Annotated in this window: 24 protein-coding genes; 16 read left to right on the top strand and 8 right to left on the bottom strand. The window is 66.5% G+C overall.

Translation table 11 applies throughout. The features are described from left to right. On the bottom strand, nucleotides 1–493 hold a 493-nt coding region (gene secG, locus E4P09_RS24775), incomplete at its 3' end, for a preprotein translocase subunit SecG (protein ID WP_137392351.1). Nucleotides 494–641: 148 nt separating this feature from the next. Then, nucleotides 642–1,409 (bottom strand): triose-phosphate isomerase, encoded by a 768-nt coding sequence (gene tpiA / locus E4P09_RS24780; RefSeq protein WP_137392352.1) that lies wholly within the window; start codon nucleotides 1,407–1,409, stop codon nucleotides 642–644. Between the two features lie 317 nt (nucleotides 1,410–1,726). Between tpiA and E4P09_RS24785 the strand changes: the two genes are divergently transcribed. From E4P09_RS24785 to E4P09_RS24825, 9 genes are all read left to right on the top strand, one after another. Beyond that, on the top strand, nucleotides 1,727–3,610 hold the full coding sequence (locus tag E4P09_RS24785; protein ID WP_170984638.1) for a SurA N-terminal domain-containing protein: 1,884 nt from the start codon (nucleotides 1,727–1,729) through the stop codon (nucleotides 3,608–3,610). A gap of 36 nt (nucleotides 3,611–3,646) precedes the next feature. Further along, nucleotides 3,647–5,167 carry an anthranilate synthase component I gene (gene trpE, locus E4P09_RS24790; RefSeq protein ID WP_137392354.1) on the top strand — a complete coding sequence of 507 codons (1,521 nt, stop codon included), beginning with the start codon at nucleotides 3,647–3,649 and terminating at the stop codon, nucleotides 5,165–5,167. Beyond that, a complete protein-coding gene (locus E4P09_RS24795) occupies nucleotides 5,164–5,748 on the top strand; it encodes an anthranilate synthase component II (protein ID WP_137392355.1) in 585 nt (194 codons plus the stop codon). The genes trpE and E4P09_RS24795 overlap by 4 nt, the downstream gene beginning before the upstream one ends. A gap of 8 nt (nucleotides 5,749–5,756) precedes the next feature. Further along, complete coding sequence (gene trpD / locus E4P09_RS24800) at nucleotides 5,757–6,773, top strand: anthranilate phosphoribosyltransferase (RefSeq protein ID WP_137392356.1); 1,017 nt, start codon at nucleotides 5,757–5,759, stop codon at nucleotides 6,771–6,773. A gap of 4 nt (nucleotides 6,774–6,777) precedes the next feature. After that, entirely contained in the window at nucleotides 6,778–7,599 is an 822-nt protein-coding gene (gene trpC, locus E4P09_RS24805) for an indole-3-glycerol phosphate synthase TrpC (protein WP_137392357.1), read from the top strand. Beyond that, entirely contained in the window at nucleotides 7,596–8,078 is a 483-nt protein-coding gene (gene moaC / locus E4P09_RS24810) for a cyclic pyranopterin monophosphate synthase MoaC (protein ID WP_137392358.1), read from the top strand. The genes trpC and moaC overlap by 4 nt, the downstream gene beginning before the upstream one ends. A gap of 2 nt (nucleotides 8,079–8,080) precedes the next feature. Further along, a complete protein-coding gene (locus E4P09_RS24815; RefSeq protein ID WP_137392359.1) occupies nucleotides 8,081–9,289 on the top strand; it encodes a molybdopterin molybdotransferase MoeA in 1,209 nt (402 codons plus the stop codon). A 258-nt stretch (nucleotides 9,290–9,547) separates the two neighbouring features. Then, entirely contained in the window at nucleotides 9,548–11,179 is a 1,632-nt protein-coding gene (locus E4P09_RS24820; protein WP_137392360.1) for an MFS transporter, read from the top strand. Nucleotides 11,180–11,347: 168 nt separating this feature from the next. Beyond that, complete coding sequence (locus E4P09_RS24825; RefSeq protein WP_137392361.1) at nucleotides 11,348–11,506, top strand: DUF3309 family protein; 159 nt, start codon at nucleotides 11,348–11,350, stop codon at nucleotides 11,504–11,506. 34 nt (nucleotides 11,507–11,540) lie between these two features. Here E4P09_RS24825 and E4P09_RS24830 read toward each other — a convergent pair whose 3' ends face one another. Genes E4P09_RS24830 through E4P09_RS24850 form a run of 5 tightly spaced genes read right to left on the bottom strand, consistent with a single transcriptional unit; the run spans nucleotide 11,541 to nucleotide 13,867 of the window. After that, a complete protein-coding gene (locus E4P09_RS24830) occupies nucleotides 11,541–11,990 on the bottom strand; it encodes a periplasmic heavy metal sensor (RefSeq protein ID WP_137392362.1) in 450 nt (149 codons plus the stop codon). Continuing rightward, nucleotides 11,987–12,394, bottom strand: a complete 408-nt coding sequence (locus E4P09_RS24835; RefSeq protein WP_137392363.1) for a hypothetical protein — start codon at nucleotides 12,392–12,394, stop codon at nucleotides 11,987–11,989. Before E4P09_RS24835 ends, E4P09_RS24830 begins: the two co-directional genes overlap by 4 nt. Then, nucleotides 12,391–12,981, bottom strand: coding sequence for an RNA polymerase sigma factor (locus E4P09_RS24840; protein ID WP_137392364.1), 591 nt, complete (start codon nucleotides 12,979–12,981; stop codon nucleotides 12,391–12,393). Before E4P09_RS24840 ends, E4P09_RS24835 begins: the two co-directional genes overlap by 4 nt. Nucleotides 12,982–13,000: 19 nt before the next feature. Next, nucleotides 13,001–13,372, bottom strand: coding sequence for a hypothetical protein (locus E4P09_RS24845; RefSeq protein WP_137392365.1), 372 nt, complete (start codon nucleotides 13,370–13,372; stop codon nucleotides 13,001–13,003). Nucleotides 13,373–13,399: 27 nt separating this feature from the next. Continuing rightward, nucleotides 13,400–13,867, bottom strand: a complete 468-nt coding sequence (locus tag E4P09_RS24850) for an EF-hand domain-containing protein (protein WP_170984639.1) — start codon at nucleotides 13,865–13,867, stop codon at nucleotides 13,400–13,402. A 108-nt stretch (nucleotides 13,868–13,975) separates the two neighbouring features. Here E4P09_RS24850 and E4P09_RS24855 point away from each other — a divergent pair, with 108 nt between their 5' ends. The 3 genes from E4P09_RS24855 (at nucleotide 13,976) to E4P09_RS24865 (ending at nucleotide 15,924) form a co-directional block, all read left to right on the top strand. Further along, complete coding sequence (locus tag E4P09_RS24855) at nucleotides 13,976–14,443, top strand: hypothetical protein (protein ID WP_137392367.1); 468 nt, start codon at nucleotides 13,976–13,978, stop codon at nucleotides 14,441–14,443. A 195-nt stretch (nucleotides 14,444–14,638) separates the two neighbouring features. Continuing rightward, nucleotides 14,639–15,637, top strand: a complete 999-nt coding sequence (locus E4P09_RS24860) for a homocysteine S-methyltransferase family protein (protein WP_137392368.1) — start codon at nucleotides 14,639–14,641, stop codon at nucleotides 15,635–15,637. Continuing rightward, nucleotides 15,637–15,924, top strand: a complete 288-nt coding sequence (locus tag E4P09_RS24865) for a cupin domain-containing protein (protein ID WP_137392369.1) — start codon at nucleotides 15,637–15,639, stop codon at nucleotides 15,922–15,924. The genes E4P09_RS24860 and E4P09_RS24865 overlap by 1 nt, the downstream gene beginning before the upstream one ends. Nucleotides 15,925–15,931: 7 nt before the next feature. Here the strand turns inward: E4P09_RS24865 and E4P09_RS24870 are convergent, their stop codons facing one another. Further along, nucleotides 15,932–16,765 (bottom strand): IclR family transcriptional regulator, encoded by an 834-nt coding sequence (locus E4P09_RS24870; protein WP_137392370.1) that lies wholly within the window; start codon nucleotides 16,763–16,765, stop codon nucleotides 15,932–15,934. A gap of 194 nt (nucleotides 16,766–16,959) precedes the next feature. Here E4P09_RS24870 and E4P09_RS24875 point away from each other — a divergent pair, with 194 nt between their 5' ends. The 4 genes from E4P09_RS24875 to E4P09_RS24890 are packed head-to-tail and all read left to right on the top strand — an operon-like array spanning nucleotide 16,960 to nucleotide 21,290. Further along, the gene (locus tag E4P09_RS24875) at nucleotides 16,960–17,859 is read left to right on the top strand and encodes an MBL fold metallo-hydrolase (RefSeq protein WP_205042308.1); all 900 of its coding nucleotides are present in this window, start codon (nucleotides 16,960–16,962) and stop codon (nucleotides 17,857–17,859) included. A 15-nt stretch (nucleotides 17,860–17,874) separates the two neighbouring features. Further along, a complete protein-coding gene (locus tag E4P09_RS24880; RefSeq protein WP_137392371.1) occupies nucleotides 17,875–19,470 on the top strand; it encodes an FAD-binding oxidoreductase in 1,596 nt (531 codons plus the stop codon). A gap of 13 nt (nucleotides 19,471–19,483) precedes the next feature. Continuing rightward, complete coding sequence (locus E4P09_RS24885; protein ID WP_137392372.1) at nucleotides 19,484–20,740, top strand: 3-isopropylmalate dehydratase large subunit; 1,257 nt, start codon at nucleotides 19,484–19,486, stop codon at nucleotides 20,738–20,740. A 10-nt stretch (nucleotides 20,741–20,750) separates the two neighbouring features. Further along, nucleotides 20,751–21,290, top strand: a complete 540-nt coding sequence (locus E4P09_RS24890; RefSeq protein WP_137392373.1) for a 3-isopropylmalate dehydratase small subunit — start codon at nucleotides 20,751–20,753, stop codon at nucleotides 21,288–21,290. Nucleotide 21,291 lies beyond the last annotated feature (1 nt).

Here is a 21,291-nt window from a genome sequence, read left to right on the forward strand (position 1 = left end):
CAGGCTCGCCTGACGCACCGGGCGCCGGGGCCGTGGGTGCCGCCGGCGTTGGCACGGTCGGCGTGGGCGCAACCGGCGCGGAAGCACCAGGTACGGCCGTTCCCGGCGTGGGCGATGCCGGTGCCGGGGCTGCCGGTGCCGGCGGCGATGGCGCAGGTGTCGGCCCGCCTGGCAGCACCGGCAGGACCGAGCCCGACCCGCCGCCTTCTCCCTGGCCGGAGGATTGCGCCGGCTGCTGGTCGCGTATCAATTCGTCGAACACCGACCCGGTGCCGCCGCGGCTGTGCATGAGGGTGAGCACGATGGAGGTCAGGAAGAAGATGCCGGCGAGAATCGCGGTCGCCCGGGTCAGCACATTGGCGGCGCCGCGGCTGGCGAACATCGAGCCGCCTCCACCGATGCCCAGCGCCCCGCCCTCCGAGCGCTGCAGCAGCACCACGGCAACCAGTGCGATTGCCACGATCAGGTGGATAACGAGAATGACTTCTTCCATCGTCCCAATCCAATGGGCGCCGACCGCACCGACGCCCTCATGCGGCGGCAGGCTTTAGCGCGAAACATACCCGAGTGCAAACGGCCATTTGGGAAGCCCCGTCGGCGAATCAAGCGCCCGGTCGGGCACTCTGCCTCGGCTGCGCCGTTTAGCAGGGCGCGAACTGGCCGATAATGCCGAGAAAGTCCTTGGCCTTAAGGCTCGCCTGGCCCACCAGGCTGCCGTCCACGTCGGGAATGGCGAAAATGTCGGCCGCGTTGGTGGACTTCACCGAGCCGCCATAGAGAATGCGCATAGCCCGCGCCGCCTCGTCGCCCAGCCGCTCCGCCAGCCAGTGGCGCACGGCCCGGTGCACCTCGCCGATCTCGTCGGACGTGGGCGTCACCCCCGACCCGATGGCCCACACCGGCTCGTAGGCGATGATGGTGTTCTCGGCCCCGGAACCCTTCGGCACCGATCCGGCGAGCTGGCGCGAGACCACGTCCAGCGTGTCGCCTGCCCCGCGCTCCAGTTCGGTCTCGCCGACGCAGATGATCGCCACGAGGCCCGCCCGATGGGCGGCTTCCGCCTTCCGGCGCACCAGAGCATCGCTTTCATCGTGATAGTGGCGGCGCTCCGAATGGCCGAGAATCACGTAACGGGCGCCGGCGTCGCGCAGCATTTCCGCCGATATGTCGCCGGTGAATGCGCCGTTCGGCTCCGGGTGGCAATCCTGGCCGCCGGTGCCGATCTTGCTCTCGCTGAGCATTTCGTGCACTTGGCGGATCAGGGTCGCCGGCGGGCAGACCACCACATCGCAGCCGAGTTCCACACCGTCGAGCATGCCGGTCATCAGGCGGATTTCGCCCAGCGACTCCGATGTACCATTCATCTTCCAGTTGCCGATGATGATCGGCCTGGGTCCATTCACCGCCATTCGTCATCCATGGGTATCGGGCCCGCCCTGGACGGCACCATCCATGCCGCCCGCTCATGGCGCTATAATGAACCCCGTGCGTCGCCGGGACGCAAGCGTCCTGCAACGGATCGCTCGGCATTGCGGGGGGCTGGCAGGCTTGCCCCCGGGGCCCTGGCCGCCCATATCATGCCGTTGACCGCGGCAGGCTTGCGTCTGCCGCGGCATTGGTGTTTATGCGCGGATAGCGCAGAATGGGCGATAGCGGCCAAGATGCCGGCGAGTGCCAGTTGAAACGAGCTCTTAGACGTCGGGACTGACGAGATATGCTCACAACAATGCGAAGCAAAGTGGCCGGATGGGTGGCCAAGGCATTCATTGGTCTGATCGCCATGAGCTTCGCCGTCTGGGGCGTGGCCGACATGTTCACGGGTCCGCGCAACCGCGCGCTTGCCACCGTCGGCGACCGCGAGATCAGCCAGGAGCAGTTCCAGGACACCATGCAGCAGCGGCTTCGCATGATGTCCCAGCGTCTCGGCCGGCCGATCTCCGTCCAGGAGGCGCGGCAATCCGGCTTCGACCTGCAGGTCCTGAATGATCTCATCCGGCAGACCGCGCTGGAGGTGCAGGCCCGCAATCTCGGGCTCGAGGTCCCGGATCTGGCAGTCGCGCAGCGTGTGGCGCAGATCCCTGCCTTCCGCAACGCCCAAGGCCAGTTCGACCGCAGCACATTCCTGCAGGTGCTGAGGGCCAACAACCTGACCGAGCAGCAGTTCATCGCCATCGAGCGCGCCGACCTGCTGAGGGAGGCGGTCGCCAGCACCATCGATCGCAACTTCAAGGTGCCAGAGACCTTGGTCCGGGCGGCTCACGAATTCCAGAACACCGAGCGTTCCGGCAAATATCTCACCCTGCCACTGGCCATGGCCGGCGACGTTCCGCCGCCCACCGATCAGGAGATCCAGGCCTATTACGAGGACCACAAGCGCACCTTCACCGCACCCGAGTTCCGCACCCTGACGGTGGTGAGGCTCGAGCCGGCCGACATCGCCGATCAAGTCACCATTTCCGACGCGCAGCTGGAGCAGGCTTACAAGCAGCGTATCGCCGAGTTCACCACGCCGGAGCGGCGCACCGTTCTGCAGATCCCGTTCAAGGACGAGGCCGAGGCCAAGGCGGCGCGCGCCCAGCTGCAGACCGGCGCCGATTTCGAGACCTTCGCCAGGGAGCGCGGCCTCACGGAAGCGGACTATAGTCTCGGCACCGTCACCAAGAACCAGATCCCGGACGAGTCCCTGGCCGATGCGGCCTTCTCCCTGCAGCCGGGCCAGATCAGCCAGCCGGTGGAGGGCCGCCTCGCGGTGGTGCTACTGAAGGTCACCAATGTCGAGCCCAGCGTGGTGAAGCCGCTCGCCGAGGTGCGCGACCAGCTTCTCCAAACCCTGAAGCTGGAGCACGCGCGCGAGGAGATCGCCGCCATGTATGACCGCTTCGAGGACGAGCGGGCGAGCGGGCTGAGCTTGCGCGAAGCGGCGGAGAAGCTGGACTTGCCCGTCCTCCAGGTGGATGCGATCGACCGCTCCGGCAATGGCCCGGACGGCAAGCCGGTGGCCAATGTGCCGGTGCGCGACAAGCTGGTTGCCGCCGCCTTCGACAGTGACGTCGGCGTCGAGAACGACGCGATAGCCACCGATGACGAGGGCTATGTCTGGTTCGAGGTGGTCGAGGTGACGCCCGAGGCGGTGAAGCCGCTGGACGAGGTGCGCACCGAGATCATCGGCCTGATCAGCGCCGAGCGCCGCCGCGAAGCACTGGAGCAGAAGGCGCGCGACCTCGCGGCGGAACTGCGCGACGGCACCAAAACCATGGAGCAGCTGGCGCAGGAACTCTCCGTGCCCGTTGCGACGACGCCGCTGCTGAAGCGCACGGGCGAGGTGCCAAATTTCGGCAAGCCTGCCGTGGCGTCCCTCTTCTCGACCCCGATCGGTGGCGCCGGCGTGGCCTTTGACCCCGCCAGCAACGTTGCGCAGATCATCCGACCGACCGAGGCCAAGCTGCCGGAATTCGATCCCGACGGCGCCCAGGCCAAGGCCTTCGCGCAGGCTTTGAGAGGCAGCATGGCCGAGGACCTGTTCGGCCAATATGTGAGCAGCCTCGAACGGGAGATCGGCGTCACGGTCAATAACGAGCTTTGGTCGAGCATCACCGCACCGCAATCGTGACCGCTCGTTCCAACCTCATTTCGAAGACGTGACATCATGCCGACCGAAGCCGAATTCGAAAACTTCGCGCGCCTTTATGACCAGGGCGCCGCGCAGGTCGTATCCACCCGCCTGGTCGCCGATCTCGAAACCCCCGTCGCGGCCATGCTCAAGCTGGCCCGCGACGAGCGCTACAGCCTCCTGCTCGAGTCCGTCGAGGGCGGTGCCGTGCGCGGCCGCTACTCGATCATTGGCCTGAGGCCCGACATCGTCTGGCGGGTGCGCGACGGCAAGGCGGAGATCAATCGCCAGGCCCTGGCCAAACCGGACGGCCCGTTCACACCGCTGGACGAGGAGCCGCTGACCGCGCTCCGCAGCCTCATGACGGAATCGCGCATCGACTTGCCCCGTGATCTGCCGCCCATGTCCGCCGGCGTGTTCGGCTATATGGGCTATGACATGGTGCGCCTGATGGAGCGCCTGCCCGAGCCCGGTCCCGACGTGCTCGGCGTGCCTGACGCCATCCTGGTGCGGCCGACGGTGATGGCCATCTTCGATGCCGTCAAGGACGAGGTCACCATCGTCACCCCCGTCTTCCCCAAGCCCGGCCTTTCGGCCAAGGCGGCCTATGCCCAGGCCGCCGAGCGGCTGGCGGAGGTGACCGCCTCCCTCGACCGGCACTTGGACCATGGCATGCGCGAGCGCTGCGATGCGGCCGCCATTGCTGCGCCGGTGTCAAACACGCCGCCGGAAGAGTTCAAGGCCATGGTGCGCCGCGCCCAGGACTACATCCTCGCCGGCGACATCTTCCAGGTGGTGCTGAGCCAGCGGTTTGAGACCGCGTTCTCGCTCAGCCCCTTCTCGCTCTACCGCGCCCTGCGTCGGGTCAACCCCTCGCCCTTCCTCTATTTCCTCAATTTCGAGGATTTCTCCCTGATCGGCTCGAGCCCCGAGATCCTGGTCAGGGTTCGCGACGGCAAGGTGACCATCCGTCCGCTGGCCGGGACTCGGCCGCGTGGCGCCACCCCTGCGGAAGACGACGCGCGGGCGAAGGAGCTGCTGGCCGATCCGAAGGAACGCGCCGAGCACCTCATGCTCCTTGACCTCGGGCGCAACGACGTAGGCCGCGTCGCCAAGATCGGCTCCGTCACGGTCACCGACCAGTTTGCCCTCGAATTCTATAGCCAGGTGATGCATATCGTCTCCAATGTCGAAGGCCGGCTCGACGAGCGCTATGATGCGATCGCCGCCCTGGTCGCCGGCTTTCCCGCCGGCACGGTATCGGGCGCACCGAAAGTGAGAGCCATGGAGATCATTGCCGAGCTCGAGCGCGACAAGCGCGGCCCCTACGCCGGCTGCGTCGGCTATTTCTCGGCCAATGGCGACATGGACACTTGCATCGTGCTGCGCACGGCCCTGGTCAAGGATGGCAAGATGTATGTGCAGGCCGGTGCCGGCGTCGTGGCCGACAGCGACCCCGAGGCCGAGCTGCAGGAATGCGTGAACAAGGCGAAGGCGCTGTTCCGCGCCGCCGAGGAGGCGGTCCGTTTCGCCGGAGAGGCGAGGATGGGACAATGATCATTCTCATCGATAACTACGACAGCTTCACCTATAACCTCGTGCACTATCTCGGCGAGCTCGGCGCCGAGGTGCGCGTCTTTCGCAACGACGCGATCACCGTGCCCGAAGTGATCCAGGCGGCCCCGGATGCCATCGTGCTCTCTCCTGGGCCCTGCACGCCCAACGAGGCCGGCATCTCCGTCGAGCTCATCGAGAAGGCCGGTGCCAGTATACCGGTCCTCGGGGTGTGCCTCGGCCACCAGGCCATCGGCCAGGTCTATGGCGGCAGGGTAGTACGCGCGCCGAAGGTGATGCACGGCAAGCTGTCCACCATCCACCATTCCGGACGTGGCGTGTTCCGCGGCATCAACGATAACTTTCAGGCGACCCGCTATCACTCCCTCATCGTCGAGCGGGACACCCTGCCCGACAGCCTTGAGGTCACTGCCGAGACCGACGACGGCGTCGTCATGGGGCTGCAGCACAGGCAGCACCCCGTCTATGGCGTGCAGTTCCACCCGGAAAGCATCGCCTCGGAATATGGCCATCAGCTGCTGCGCAACTTCCTCGACCTTGCGCAGCGTGCCAAAGCGGCCTGAGCGGCGTCATGGCGGATCTCAAACCCTTGATCGCCAGGGTCGCTGAAGGCCGCTCCCTCACCCGCGAGGAGGCCAAGCAGGCCTTCGACATCATGATGTCCGGCGAGGCGACGCCCACCCAGATCGGCGGCCTGCTCATGGCCCTCAGGGTGCGCGGCGAGACGGTGGACGAGATCACCGGCGCAGTCGAAACCATGCGCGCCAAGATGACCCGGGTGGCCGCGCCGGCTGACGCCATCGACATCGTCGGCACCGGTGGCGACGGCGCCCGCACCTACAACATCTCCACCTGCGCGGCTCTCGTCACCGCCGGCTGCGGGGTCAAGGTCGCCAAGCACGGCAACCGGGCCCTGTCCTCGAAATCCGGCGCCGCCGATGCCTTGGCCGCGCTCGGGGTGAATATCGAGGCCTCGCCCGAGACCATCGCCCGCTGCATCGAGGAAGCCGGCGTCGGCTTCATGTTCGCCCCGTCCCATCACGCCGCCATGCGCCATGTGGGCCCGAGCCGGGTCGAGCTCGGCACCCGCACCATTTTCAACCTGCTCGGTCCCCTGTCCAACCCGGCCGGGGTGCGCCGTCAGGTGGTCGGCGTCTTCGCCCGGGAGTGGCTGGAGCCCCTCGCCCAAGTGCTGCGCAATCTCGGCACGGAGCGGGTCTGGGTCACCCATGGCGCCGATGGGCTCGACGAGGTCACCACCACCGGGCCAACCTATGTGGCCGAGCTCAAGGACGGCGCCGTCCGCACCTTCGAGATCACCCCCGAAGACGCTGGCCTCCCCCGTGCGAGCTTGGATGCCTTGCGCGGCGGCGAAGGCGCCGAGAATGCGCGCGCCATCCGCGACGTCCTCGCCGGACATCCCGGCCCGTTCCGTGATATCGTGCTTTTGACCAGCGCGGTCGCGCTGCTGGTGGCCGATGAGGTGTCCTCGCTGGGCGAAGGTGTCGAGCGGGCAGCGGCCTCCATCGACAGAGGTGCCGCTGCCGCCGTGCTGGAACGGCTGGTTTTCGTATCGAACGGACGATAGCGCCATGGCCACCATCCTCGACGAGATCGCAGCCTACAAGCGCGAGGAAGTCGCCGCAGCGAAACGGGCAAGGAGTTTCGCCGACCTCGATCGCGAGGCCCGTGCTTGCCCCACACCCCGCGGTTTTGCCACCGCCCTGCGCGAGAAGCTCGCGGCGGATGCTTACGGTCTCGTCGCCGAGATCAAGAAGGCCAGCCCGTCCAAGGGCCTCATCCGCGCCGATTTCGACCCGCCCAGCCTTGCCCGCGCCTACGAGGCGGGCGGTGCCGCCTGCCTCTCCGTGCTCACCGACACACCGTCCTTCCAAGGCCATCCGCGCTTCCTTACCGAGGCGCGCAACGCGACTGCCCTGCCCGCCCTGCGCAAGGACTTCATGCTCGATCCCTATCAGGTGGCGGAGGCCCGTGCTTGGGGCGCCGACTGCATCCTGATCATCATGGCCATGGTGGATAATGCGCTTGCCGCGGAGCTCGAACAGGCCGCCCTAAGCTACGGAATGGATTCACTCATCGAGGTTCATGACGAGGCCGAGCTCGACCGCGCTCTCGAGCTCTCCTCGACCCTGATCGGCATCAACAACCGCAACCTCAAGACCTTCGACGTGTCGCTCGCCACCACCGAGCGCCTCACGCCCCGCATCCCCGGCGACCGCCTCGTCATTGCCGAAAGCGGCTTGAGCACGACAGTCGATCTCGCGCGCCTCGCCCGCATTGGCGCCCGCTGCTTCCTCGTGGGCGAAAGCCTCATGCGCCATGGCGATGTGGCGGCCGCCACCCGGCAGCTTCTCGGCCTTGCACCGGCCCAATCGACCGTGGCTGTGCCATGAGCAACCCCCGCCTCACCCATCTCGATGAAAAGGGCGAGGCGCGCATGGTGGACGTGTCCGACAAGGCCGTCACCACCCGTGTTGCGACTGCCGCCGGCAGCGTGTGGATGAAGCCCGAGACCCTGGACCTGATCCTGTCGGGCGAGATCCAGAAGGGCGATGTGCTCGCCACCGCCCGTATCGCCGGCATCATGGCCGCCAAGCGCACCCATGAATTGATCCCGCTCTGCCATCCCCTGGCCATCACCAAGGCCGAAGTCACTCTCACGCCCGATAGCAACGCCTCGCGCATCGATGTGACTGCCACCGTCAAGGTCGACGGCAAGACAGGCGTGGAAATGGAAGCGCTCACAGCCGTCTCCGTCGCCTGTCTCACCCTTTACGACATGTGCAAGGCGGTGGACCGCGCCATGCGCATCGGCGACATAAGGGTGGTCGAGAAGACCGGCGGCAAATCCGGCCCCTATCGGGAGGCCTGACCATGGCCGGGCCGCTGCTGCCGGTTGAGGAAGCGCTCGCCCGGGTGCTGGACGGGGTTGCGCCCATGCCCGCCGAGCAGGTGCCCCTCGATGAGGCCTGGCAGCGCACCTTGGCGGACGATGTCATCGCCACCCGCGACCAGCCGCCCTTCGATGCCTCGGCCATGGATGGCTATGCGGTGCGCGGCGATGATGTCGACCAAAAGACCCCCCGCCTTTCCGTCATCGGCACCGCGCAGGCCGGCCACGCCTTTCGCGATACGCTCGGCCCGGGCCAGGCGGTGCGCATCTTCACTGGCGCGCCACTGCCCGATGGCGCCGATACGGTCGTCATTCAGGAAAACACCCGCCGCGAGGGCGACGCGGTCGTCCTCACCGAGCCCGGCCAGCGCGGCCGACACGTGCGCCGCCGCGGGCTCGATTTTCGTGCCGGTGATGTGCTGATCCCCGCCGGTGTCCGGCTCAATGCCCGCCATATCGGCCTTGCCGCAGCAGCAAATCATGGGATGCTTGCGGTGAGGCGGCGCCCGCGCATCGCCATCCTGTCGACCGGCGATGAGCTCGTTCCACCCGGCGGCAATCCGCGCGCCGATCAGATCATTTCCTCCAATGATCGCGCCCTGGCGGCTTTCGCGCGTGCCATGGGCGCTGAACCCATCGATCTCGGCATTGCCGGAGACAGCCTGCAAGCCCTGGACGAGGCCATCGGCCGCGGGCTCCATGCGGACGTGCTCGTGACCATCGGCGGCGCGTCCGTCGGCGAGCGCGACCTGGTACAGCAGGCGCTGACGGCGCGGGGCCTCGCCCTCGATTTCTGGCGAATCGCCATGCGCCCCGGCAAGCCGCTGATGTTCGGCCGCCTTCCCTCGACACGCGTCCTGGGCCTGCCCGGCAATCCCGTATCTGCCCTGGTCTGCGCCCGCATCTTCCTGAGACCGCTGATCGCCGCCCTGCTCGGCCGCCCCCATCGGGACGAGCTGGAAATGCTGCCGCTCGCCAAGTCGCTTCCCGAAAACGATCAGCGGCAGGACTATCTCCGGGCCCGCTTCGTGCACCGGCCGGACGGCAGCCTCGCCGTCGAGCCGTTCAGTCTCCAGGACAGTTCGCTGCAGCAGAGCTTTGCCGCCGCCGATTGCCTCGTCATCCGCCGCCCCTTCGCGCCCGCCGCCCCCGCGGGCAGCCTGGCGGAGATCCTCCGGCTGGATTTTTGAGCCAGCCCCGGCTTCCTCCCCGGGCCACCAACAAGCCTACAACCTCATACCAACGTCGAATCGCATTAACAGTTTGTAATGTTATTATGATGCTTGGGCCCGTCGAAGAAATCGGCCGGCTACCGGATTGCTGTTGCCAGTTCCAGAACAATAAAGTCGTTCGGTCAACCGGGCGATTAACGGGTGGATACCGGAAGGAGTGTCTTCATGACTGTCGACTCCTCATATGTTGGCGGACAATCTGCCGGCACGCAAAAGATGAGCGCCGAAGACAAGAAGGTTATCTTCGCCTCTTCACTTGGCACAGTCTTCGAGTGGTATGACTTCTACCTTTACGGATCGCTATCCGCGATCATCGCGGCGCAGTTCTTCTCTGGCGTCAATCCGACGGCAGCCTTCATCTTCGCCCTGCTGGCCTTTGCCGCCGGCTTCGCGGTGCGTCCATTCGGCGCCATCTTCTTCGGCCGGCTGGGCGATCTGGTCGGCCGCAAGCACACCTTCCTGATCACCATCGTGATCATGGGCCTGTCCACCTTCTTGGTGGGCATCCTGCCGACCTATGCCTCCTGGGGCGTGCTCGCGCCGGTGATCCTCATCGTCCTGCGGCTGCTGCAGGGCCTGGCGCTGGGCGGCGAATACGGCGGTGCCGCCACCTACGTGGCGGAGCATGCACCCCGCAACCGCCGCGGCTTCTACACGAGCTGGATCCAGACCACGGCCACGCTGGGCTTGTTCCTGTCATTGCTGGTCATTCTCGGCATCCGCACCTCCATCGGCGAGGAGGCATTCCGGGACTGGGGATGGCGTATTCCCTTCCTGCTGTCCATCATCCTGCTCGGCATCTCCGTCTGGATAAGGTTGCAGCTCAACGAGAGCCCGGCCTTCCAGCGCATGAAGGCTGATGGCAAGGGGTCCAAGGCGCCGCTCAAGGAAAGCTTCGGCCAGTGGTCGAACCTGAAGATCGTCATCCTTGCCTTGCTCGGCCTCACCGCCGGCCAGGCGGTGGTCTGGTACGCCGGCCAGTTCTACGCCCTGTTCTTCCTTACACAGATCCTCAAGGTCGACGGCGCCAGCGCCAACATCATGATCGCCATCGCGCTGGCCATCGGCACGCCGTTCTTCATCCTGTTTGGCTGGCTCTCCGACAAGATCGGCCGCAAGCCGATCATCATGGCCGGGTGCCTTCTGGCGGCGTTGACCTATTTCCCGATCTTCAAGGGCCTCACCCATTTCGTGAACCCGGCGCTTGAGGCGGCCCAGGCCTCCGCTCCCGTGACCGTCGTCGCCAATCCCGACGAATGCTCGTTCCAGTTCAATCCGGTCGGCACGGCAAGCTTCACCAGCTCCTGCGATATCGCCAAGTCGGTGTTGGCGGCGTCATCCGTGAACTATGAGAACGTCTCGGCCCCCGCGGGCACCGTGGCCTCGATCAAGATCGGCGACCAGGAGATCCCGAGCTTCAACGGCACCGGCCTGCCGGCGGATCAGCTGAAGGCGCAGCAGGACGCGTTCAAGAAGACGGTGACGGAGGCGATCACGGCCGCCGGCTACCCGACCAAGGCCGATCCGGCCCAGATCAATCGCGTGATGACCGTGATCCTCCTGACCATTCTGGTCATCTACGTCACCATGGTCTACGGTCCGATCGCGGCAGCCCTGGTCGAACTGTTCCCGACCCGCATCCGCTACACCTCCATGTCGCTGCCCTATCACATCGGCAATGGCTGGTTCGGCGGGTTCCTCCCTCCCACGGCCTTCGCCATCGTGGCCGCGACCGGCAATATCTATTCCGGCCTGTGGTACCCGATCGCCGTTGCGGTGATGACCCTGGTGATCGGCATGCTGTTCCTGCCGGAAACCAAGGACCGCGACATCTACGCCAACGACTGAGCGCTCTCTCGCGTCGGCACCCGCGCCCCGCCCTCCACGGCGGGGCGCTTCGTTTCCCGCCCCTCCGCACGCCCGGTGGCGCGGAACTTTCTACGCCGCTTGCCCGTTTTCCCAGCCGGACAGCCCCCGACCAAGCCGCTCTCGGGGGCGAGTTCCGGGAGATACCACATGGAAATCGGCACCATCCTGCTCATTATCTTGATTCTTTTGCTGATCGGCGCTGTGCCGGCCTGGCCCTACAGCCGCGGCTGGGGCTATGCACCCGGAGGGGTCATCGGGGTCATCCTCATCATCGTCCTGATTCTGGTCCTCCTGGGGCGGATCTAGCGCCTTCCCGCGACCGGCATAGCCGGTTCGCGGACTATTCCTCGCGCAACTCGAAGCGGTCGCCGAACTGCGCAGGCGGTCTGATCGACTGGCGCTCCGCGGCCGGCGCGGCCTCGATGCTCGCGAGCAGCGCATTCTGCAGCAGCGCCTGGACTGTGCTGATCCTGTCCCTGACCTCCGCCATGGTCCGCGCGAGAACCGCCCTGTCGAGCGGATCGGCGCGCATCTGTGCAAACATGGCTTGCCGCGCCTGGCGCAACTCGGCCACGGCCTCCATGAGTTCGGCGCGTTCCGCAATGAGCCGGCGCATCACATCCCGGCGAATGGCCGGGGGATAGGCTTCGAGCACCCTGCCGGCGGCCACCGCGACCCGACGTTCGGTCAGGTGGCCACCCAGCATGGCGCCGGCGGCGAACAGATTGAAGCAGATCGACACGAGCAGCGCCGCCGCCAGAGCCATGGTCGATCGGGACGTCCTGGTCACAGCAGCCCTCCAATGTCGCCTTGACCCGCGGCGAGCGCAATGAAGGACAAGGGCACGCCGAGCACGTCTTCCGGCGCCAGCGTCTGCAGCATCAGTACGACGCCCGCCACGAAGGAGAGCGCCGACAAGCTCGCGCCGGCGATCCAGAAGCTCTTGCCCGGGCGCCAGCCCGCTTCCGCCGCGTCAACGGCCGACAAGACCCGGCCAATGTCCGCCGCACCGAACGGCTGCGGCTGGACCGCCGCACGAAGCTGCCGCTCCCAGGCCCGAAAATCAGCCAGGAGCGCTGCACAAGCCGGGTCTTCGCTCACCAAGGCCTGCGCCTGTGATCGCAATTCATCGGGCCATAGAGCGAAATTGGCACCCAACCGTAAAAGCGCTGCCTCGAACTCATCTCTGCTCATAGCGCCGTCTCCCTGCTCATCCTGCTGCGCAGTGTGCGGCGGGCCCGCACCAGCAACTGCTCCGCTGCGCCCTCGCTGATGCCGAGAATCCCGCCAATTTCCGCATTGCTTCGCTCGCCCTGAATGGCCAGCAGGAGGGCGAGCCGCTGTTTTTGCGGCAAGCTGCGGATGAGGCGGGCGGTCGCCGCCAGATCCTCGCGGCCGCCGAGCGCATCGAGCGCGCTCGGCCGTTCGTCCGGTGGCTCCACCGCGGCGCCGAAGGGCAGCCATCGGCGGAGGCGCTGCCGGCGGGCGAGGTCGAGGCAGCGGTTCACCACCACGCGATACAGCCAAGTCGTGAAGCTGGCTGGGCCCGGCCGCCACGCGTCGGGCCGGCGCCAGAGCAGCAGGAACACGTCCTGGGTAATGTCGTCCGCGTCCGCTGCCCGGCCACTGAACGCGAGCGCCAGTCCGCGGACGCGCCCGCCATGCCGCTGCATCAGCATGGTGAAGGCCCGCCGGTCGCCAGCCGCAACCTTGGCGAGAAGCGCCTCGTCCGAAGCTGAGTCATCGGCCGGCCCAGCCACGTCGTTTGCCGCCTCCCGCATCTCGCCGCCGCCCTGGCCATCACCAGTGGCGCCAGACCCGCCGGGTCACATAGGTGTTTCCTGCCGGGCCGGTCACCCTCGAGTACCGATAGCTGCGGTATGGCCCATGGACAACACGGCTTGACCGCGACCACGTGGCGCCGCCCGGCCCGGTGGTGGTGACGTGGCGGCTGCAGCCATAGGGCCCACAGCGGGAGGTCTTGCTGCGGCTCGCTCCATCCGGACCCACGCTGTGGACGTGCCGGTCGCATACGCCCCCTGAGCAATGGCCGCTGACCGACCGGCTTGCCCCGTTCGGACCGATCCAGCTCCGCGACCAGCTGTCCGCCTGGGCGGTGCTTGCCGTGAGGAGCAGGGCCACCGCTCCAGCGAATATCACGGAATATTTCATGTGCTTCCCTCCTGTTGGAAATGCATTTCAACGGGCGCCGCCGAGCAGCGCGCCCAGGCTTTCGCGTGAGATGCCGCGGCCACCCTGATCGAGGCGATCGAACCAGGGGGCCGGCGCACCGACATATTCCTCGCGGGAGACCCTGCCGTCGCGATTGCCATCCATGCTCGCCAGCCGCTCGGCCGGCGTGGGCATCTCGTTGCCAAGCTCCGCCACCCGGGCCAACCGCTTGGCAAAATGCTCCCGCGCCCGGCCCTTGCCCGCTTCCACTTCCGCGATGGTGAGCGCGCCGTCGCGATTGCTGTCCAGCCGGTCGAAACGCTGGGCGCGTGCTGCACGCAGCTCCTCACGGCTGATGAAGCCGTCCTTGTTCCCATCGAGCTGGTTGAAGACCGCTCGCCCGGCAAAGCCCAGTTCCTGGGCTTCGGCCAAGCTTGCGCCGGTCAGCATCACCGCGGCGGCCACCGCGGTAACGAGAGAAGGGCGATTCGCCATGTCCAAGTCTCCTTCGTCTATCGGCCGCATCCTGTTTGCTGCCGTTCAACGAAGCTCGGGCCTCCTCCCTACGGTCGGAGCGAAATTTTTCCGCCCGGCGCGGGGGCCATGGCCCTTCGTATGCAGAAGCGAACGCAAGAAGCCATGCTGCCGGCCAGGGCTCACCCGCTTGAATCCGCATCGAGCCTTGACAACAGCCCTGGCTCACCGCTAACTGCTTCTGTTCGTTATTTCGAACGATCCGCGGGATTTGAGGAGCAGCTTGCGCCCGCGTTACCAATCGCTAAAGCGCCACGGACAGCGGTCCGTGACACGCAATCGGCCTTTGCGGAGATCGAACCCATGTCCCTCCACCACCCTTTCCTTGATGCAGGCACGGAACTCGCCAAGCCTCTGTTCGTTGATGAGGTGCTTGCGGGATTCCTCGTTGCACATGAGCGCGCGTTTCGGTTTCACGCGGCCAATGCGGCATTCGCGCTCCTGGACGGCAGCCGCTTCGTCTCGCGCGAACGGGCCGAGCAGGCAGCCTCGCGCCTGAAGCGCGCGATGGAGCAACGACCGCGCCCGCGGGCCTGACCACCTTTCGTCCGTGGTTAGCTGTCTGTTTGGGTTCCTGTCACCGCGCCGCGGTGGCAGCGTTGAGGCCCGGCATCTTCCCTCCCCTGGTGCCGGGCCTCCTTTCTCTAGAGAGCGAAACTTTCCGCGCACCGACATTGCCTGTCCTCGCCCGGTCTGCTCTATTGGCGCGGGCTAGACGGAAGGGCAAGCCGCGTGAACTCGCAACCATCAGCCACGTCATCAGCCGGTCGTGCCCGAGCCGCCCAGGCCATCGCCGATGCACCCGTTATGCTCGCCGACGGCGGCGTCGAAACCAGGCTGATCTACGAGTTTCACCGGGCGCTGCCGGACTTCGCGTCCTTCCTGCCCCTGTTCGATGAGGCTGGTCGCCGCGACCTGACCGCTCTTTACCGCAGCTATCTCGCCATCGCCACGGAGTTCCGGCTGCCCATGCAGGTGGGCACGCCCACCTGGCGCGCCCATCCCGAGGGCCTTGCACGCCAGGGCTTCACCGCGCCGGACGACCTCGCCCGGGTGAACGGCGAGGCGGTACGCTTCCTGATCGACATGCGCCGTGAGATGGGCCTCGATGATCTGGTGGTGATTGCCGGCGTGATCGGTCCGCGCCGCGACGGCTACGATCCCCATGGCGCCCCTCAGGCCGGTGCGGCGCAGGCCTATCATGCAGCTCAGGCCGCAGTGCTCGCACAGGCAGGGGTAGACCTGCTCTATGCTCCGACCTTCGCCAGTGTGGAAGAGCTGCTCGGCGTGGCCCGCGCCATGGCCGCAACCGGCTTGCCCTACGCGCTGGCGCCGGTGGTGGATGATCAGGGGCTGATGCCCGATGGCACGCCGCTCAACGAGGCGGTGCCGCGGATCGATGCGCAAGCCTCGCCTGCCCCCGTCCATTGGCTCATCGGTTGCGTGCACCCGACCCGGTTGCGGACCGCCCATGAAAGCCCCGCCTGGCCTGCCGCCAGCAGCCCGCGCGTCGTCGGTCTCAAGGCCAATGCTTCGAGCCTGCCGCCCGAGGAGCTCGACAAGCTCGACCATCTGGAGGAAGGCAATCCAGGCCGCTTTGCCCAGGAGATGCTTCGTCTCCACCGCGATTTCGGCCTCAAGGTGCTTGGCGGCTGCTGCGGCACCGACCACCGCCACATCCGCGCCATCGCTGAAGGCCTGACCGCCCGGATGACAGAGGAGATGACCTAATGGCCAACAGACCCGCCGCCGTGCCCACCACCCTGCTCGATGACGAGGTCGTCCGGATCACCCGATGGGACTTCGCGCCGGGGGCCGAAACCGGCCATCACGTCCACGCCTACGGCTACGTGGTGGTGACCATGACCGACTGCGCCTTCGCGCTGGAGGAGGCCTCCGGCACCCGCCGGGTCGATATGCCTGCAGGCTCCGCCTACCACCGCGAAGCTGGCGTTTCGCACAATGTCATCAATGCTGGCGCGGCACCCATGGCCTTCATCGAGATCGAATACAAATAGCCCGTCGCTAACCTTCCCCCGAACCAAACCCCAGCCGGCCACGGATGACCTCCGCTGCGGCGAGCAGCCTGTCCAGATGCTTCGGCTTGTTGCGCTCGACCATCTGCGGCGCCAGGGTCGAGAGGCTCACCGCGCAGATCACCTTGCCGTCCGGGTCGAGAACGGGCACGGCGAGTGCCCCCAGCCCCAGGGCCACGTCGTCGACCGCGAACTCGTAGCCCTGCTGGCGGATCTTGTTGAGCCTGGCGCGCAGCTTGTCGCCATCGGTGATCGATTTCGGCGTCAGCGCCGCCAGCGGCCCCGACAGGACCCGCTCGATCTCCTCCTCCGACTGATAAGCCAACAGCACCTTGGGGGCGCCGCCGCAATTGAGCGCCATCGAGCCGCCCACCGGCCACCAGCGCAGTTCCATGCCGCCCGCCCCGTGGATCCGCTCCAGACAGATGGCGGCGCCGTTCTGGTAGATCGACAGAAAGGCCGTCATGTCGAAAGCCGTGGCGAGTTCCTCGAGCAGCGGGGTCGCAGCCGCGCGCAGATCGAAATTGTCGATGACGTTCTCCGCCAGCCTGCGGATCATCCGGCCCAGCCCATAACGCTGCGTGGCCGGGTCCTGGGCGATGAAGCCACTGTTCATCAGCGTCACCAGCAGGCGCCGGGTGGTGCCCTTGTCGAGCCCCGTCTGCGCCGCGATCTCGGCCAGCCCCTGCAGGCTCTTCCCCTCGAACGACTTCAGAATGGCGATCGCCCGGGTGACCGCGCGCACATTCATCGAGCTCCTGTCCTCGCCGGCTGACGGTATTCCCGCGCCCTCGGACGGCCTGGCATTGTCCCTCACGTCCACATCGCCTCCCCTGACCTACCCCTTGCGCAACCGTGAATAGCGGAGTTCCCGCACCCGTGCACCCGGTCTGATTCACCCGTTCGCCACGCCGAGATCATCGCACAATCATTTCGTATCATGAAATGAATTTTGTATATTGACACGACCAGGCCGCGGTGCTTGTTTTGACCCAATCAAAAGAACCGGAGGATCCCTTGGCGGGCAGCGTGAGAATTGGCGAGGTCAGTGTTGCGCGCATCGAAGAGATGCTGACGCCCGGCTTCGATCCGGCCTTCCTGTTCCCGGCCTACAGCCCGGCGCTGCTCGAGGCGTTCCCGATCCTCAAGAGCCCGAATTTCCTCGACCCGGCGTCTGGCAAGCTCATGTCCAGCATGCACAGCTGGCTGTTGCGCGTGGGCGATGATGTCGTCCTGATCGATACCGGCTGCGGCAACCACAAGCACCGCGCGCCGGCCGCCTTCCAGCGCTTCCACATGCTGAACCTGCCCTATCTCGACCGGCTCGCCGCGGCAGGAGTGGCTCCGGAAGACGTGACCTACGTCATCAACACCCATCTCCACGTCGATCACGTGGGCTGGAACACCGTGCTCATAGATGGCCGCTGGGTGCCCACCTTCCCCAAGGCGCGCTACATCTTCGGCGCCCGGGAATATGCCAACTGGACCAGCGACGGCCGCAGCCTGCGCGCCCAGCCCGAGGGCGGGCCGGTCATCACCGACAGCGTCATGCCGGTGGTGGAGGCCGGCCTCGTGGATTTTGTCGAGCCGGGCGACAGGCTGCTGGGCGTCATCACCTTCGATGCAGCCCCTGGCCACACGGACGGCCAGCTCAACATCCGCGTCGAATCCAACGGCGAAATGGGCATCTTCACCGCCGACGTGCTGCACCAGCCCATGCAGATCGTCTGCCCCACCCTCAATTCCCGCTTCTGCGAGGACAATGAGCGGGCACCCGCCACCCGTGCCCGTCTCCTGAACATGGCCGCCGAAGCCAATGCCATTCTGTTTCCCCAGCACTTCGGCGCGCCGCACGCGGGCTATGCCCGGCGCGAGGGCGCAGGCTTCGCCTTCGAGCCGGTCGTCTGGACGAATTGAGGAGAAAAGCTGCCGATGTCCCTGGCCGAGAACATTGCCGCCGGCACCCATCCGGTCATCGACCGCCTGACCCAGGATCTCGGTCCCGACACCGTGCTCGCCGATGATGCGACGAGGACCTACTACGCCAACGACATCTTCTGGCAGCCGGGTATTCTGCCGCTCGCCTTGGTCCTGCCGAAGACGGCCGAAGAGGCGGCTCATGCAGTGGCGACCGCAACCCGCGCCGGCATCGCCGTGGTGCCGCGGGGCGGCGGCATGTCCTATACCAAAGGGTACCTGCCCGCCTTGCCCGACTCGATCGTCATCGATGCCCGCCGCCTGGACCGGATTATCGAGCTCAACACCGACGACATGTATGTGACCGTCGAGGCCGGATGCACTTGGGCCAAGCTCAACGAGGCCCTGGAAGGCACCGGCCTGCGCAGCGCCTATTGGGGGCCGCTCTCCGGCATCAACGCCACCGTGGGCGGTGCCCTCTCCCAGAACAGCGCCTTCTTCGGCTCGACCACCCATGGCACGGTGGCCGAAAGCGTCATCGGCGTCACCGTGGCGCTGGCCGATGGTCGCATCGTCACCACCGGCTCCGGCGGCCGTAAGGATGCCAAGCCCTTCACCCGCGAAGGCGGGCCGGACCTCACCGGCCTGTTCCTCGGCGACAACGGCGCCATGGGCCTGAAGCTCGCCGCCACCATTCGCCTCCACCCGAAGCCCGCCGAAATCGGCTTTCTCTCCTTCGGCTTCGAAACCATGCCCATCATGGCCCAGGCCCAGGTGGAGATGGCCCGCACCCGCGCCATTTCCGAAGGCTTCGGCATCGACCGCACCAAGGCGGAGCATTCCGCCTCCGTGAACAAGCTGATGGACGGGGTGAAGACCCTCGGCAACCTGGTCGCCGGCGGCAAGACCATGCTCGGCGGCCTCAAGGACGCGGTCAGCGCCGCCACCGGCGGCACCGCCTTCCTCAAGGCCCACAACTACACCCTTCACCTCGTGCTCGAAGCCCGCACGCCGGGCGAGCTTGCCGAATCCATGCAGCGCGTGCGCGACATCGGCAACCGCTATGGCAAGGAGATCGAGAACACGGTGCCGAAGGTCATGCGCTCGAAGCCCTTCGGCCCCACCCGCGGCATGCTGGGGCTCGACGGCCAGCGCTGGGTGCCCATCCACGCGGTCTTCCCCTTGAGCAGCGGCCGCAAGGTGGCCGAGGCGAACGATGCTTTTTTCGCCTCCAAGCGCGATTTTATGAGCAAGCACGGCATCGTCTATTCCGTCATGTCCATGACCGTGGGCAACGAGTTCTTCCTCGAGCCGGCCTTCTACTGGATGGACGAGATCACCCCGCTTCACGCCAAGAGCCTGGGCGACGACGTGGTGAGGCCCTGGCGCGACCGCCCCGCCAATGTGGAGGCACGCAACGCGGTGGCCGAGCTGAGGCGTGCCACGCAGGAGCTCTATGTCAGCCTGGGCGGCGTCAGCTGGCAGGTGGCTCGCGATTATCCCTTCAAGGACGTTCTCGCGCCCGAGACCTGGTCGCTGCTCGAAGGCATCAAGCGCGCGGTCGACCCGCAGGGGCTGATGAATCCGGGTTCGCTGGGCCTGGCTCAATAGGAGAGGAACGACGATGGGTTTCACCATCACCGAAAAAATCCTGGCCCGCGCCGCCGGCGTGCCCTCCGCGAAGGCGGGCGACGAGCTGATGGCCAAGCCCGATTTCGTGCTCGCCTATGACTTCCCCGGCTATACCGATGTCTATTTCAAGAGCATGAAGGAGGATTTCGGCATCGAGCGCGTGGCAGAGCCCGAGCGCTTCGCCATCTTCATCGACCACATGGTGCCGGCCACCACGCCCAAGGAAGAAGAGCTGCACATCGGCACCCGCACCTGGTGCAAGGAGAACAACGTCCCCCTGTTCGAGCGCAAGGGCATCGGCCACCAGGTGGCCGCGGAAGTGGGCTATGCCACGCCCGGCGCCTTCGTCGTGCATTTCGACGGCCATATCAGCCAGCTCGGAACCTTCGGCACCCTCGCCATCGGCATGCGCCGCAACGTGCTCGAAGCCTTCGTGCGCGAGAAGGTTTCGATCCGCGTGCCCCACACGGTGCGCGTCAACCTGTCGGGCGAGCTCACCCCCGGCGTCATGGCCCGCGACGTCTTCCACCACCTGGTGCGCACCATGGGCCCGGCCTCCTGCCGCTTCCAGGTGTTGGAGATCGGCGGGCCGGCGCTCAAGTCCCTGACCACCGAGGGCCTGCAGACCATCACTGGCCTCGCTATGTTCACCGGCGCCATCACCGCCATCGTCAATCCGGACGAGGAACGCCTCGCCTATGCCCTGCCGCGCGCCCGCAAAAAGCTGGAGCCGGTATTCAGCGACGCGGACGCGGACTATGCGGCGGTCTATGACATCGACTTGACCGGCCTCGAGCCCGTGGTCGTGATCCCGCCCACCCCGTCCAACACCCGCAACCTCTCCGACTATCTCGGCCTGGAGATCAATGCCGGCTATCTCGGCTCCTGCGCCTCCGGCCGGCTGGAGGATTTGCGCATCGCCGCGCAGATCCTCAAAGGCCGCCAGGTGAAGGAAGGCTTCATGCTGAACGTCATCCCCACCAGCCAGGAAATCATGGCCGCCGCCGGCCGCGAGGGCCTGATCTCGACCCTCGCCGAAGCGGGCGCCTTCGTCTCCTCGCCCAGCTGCGACTACTGCTTCGGCCGCATCGCCACCATGACCGAGAAGCAGCGGGCGGTTTCCACCGGCACCCTCAACGTCCGCGGCCGCATGGGCAGCCCGGATTCCGAGATCTATCTGTGCAACGCGGCCACCGTCGCCGCCACCGCGATCGAGGGCAAGATCGCCGACCCCCGCAAATATCTGTGAGGCTCGAGCCATGCCGTTGAACAACCTGCGTGGGCGTGTCGCCTTCATCTTCGAGGAAGAGGACTTCGACGTCGACCAGATCGTCGGCGTGAAGAACATCAAGATCACCGACGTGAACGAGCTGGCATCCCTCGCCATGTCGTCCTACGACCCGGATTTCGCCAAGAAGGTCCAGCCGGGCGACCTCCTGGTCGGCGCCGGCAATTTCGGCTACGGCCACCCGCATTACCCGCCCATGCGCGCCATGCGCCATCTCGGCATCGCCGGGGTCATCGCCGAAAGCTTCTCGCCCGGCTACTGGCGCGGCGAGATCAGCATGGGGTTCCCGCAGGTGAGCTGCCCGGGCATCCTGAAGCTCGTCGAGCGCTGGGACGAGGTCGAGGTCGACTGGCAGGCCGGCCTCGTGCGCAATCTCACCAAGGGCACCGAGCTTCCCTTCGAGCCGCTCTCCAAGAGCGACGAGCAGATGCTCTTGGCTGGCGGCCTCGTGCCCTACCTCAAGCAGACGACGCCTCCCAGCGAACTGACCGCCGAAAGAAAGGGCCACTGAC

Source organism: Rhodoligotrophos defluvii (genome assembly GCF_005281615.1).
Classification (GTDB): Bacteria; Pseudomonadota; Alphaproteobacteria; order Rhizobiales; family Im1; genus Rhodoligotrophos; species Rhodoligotrophos defluvii.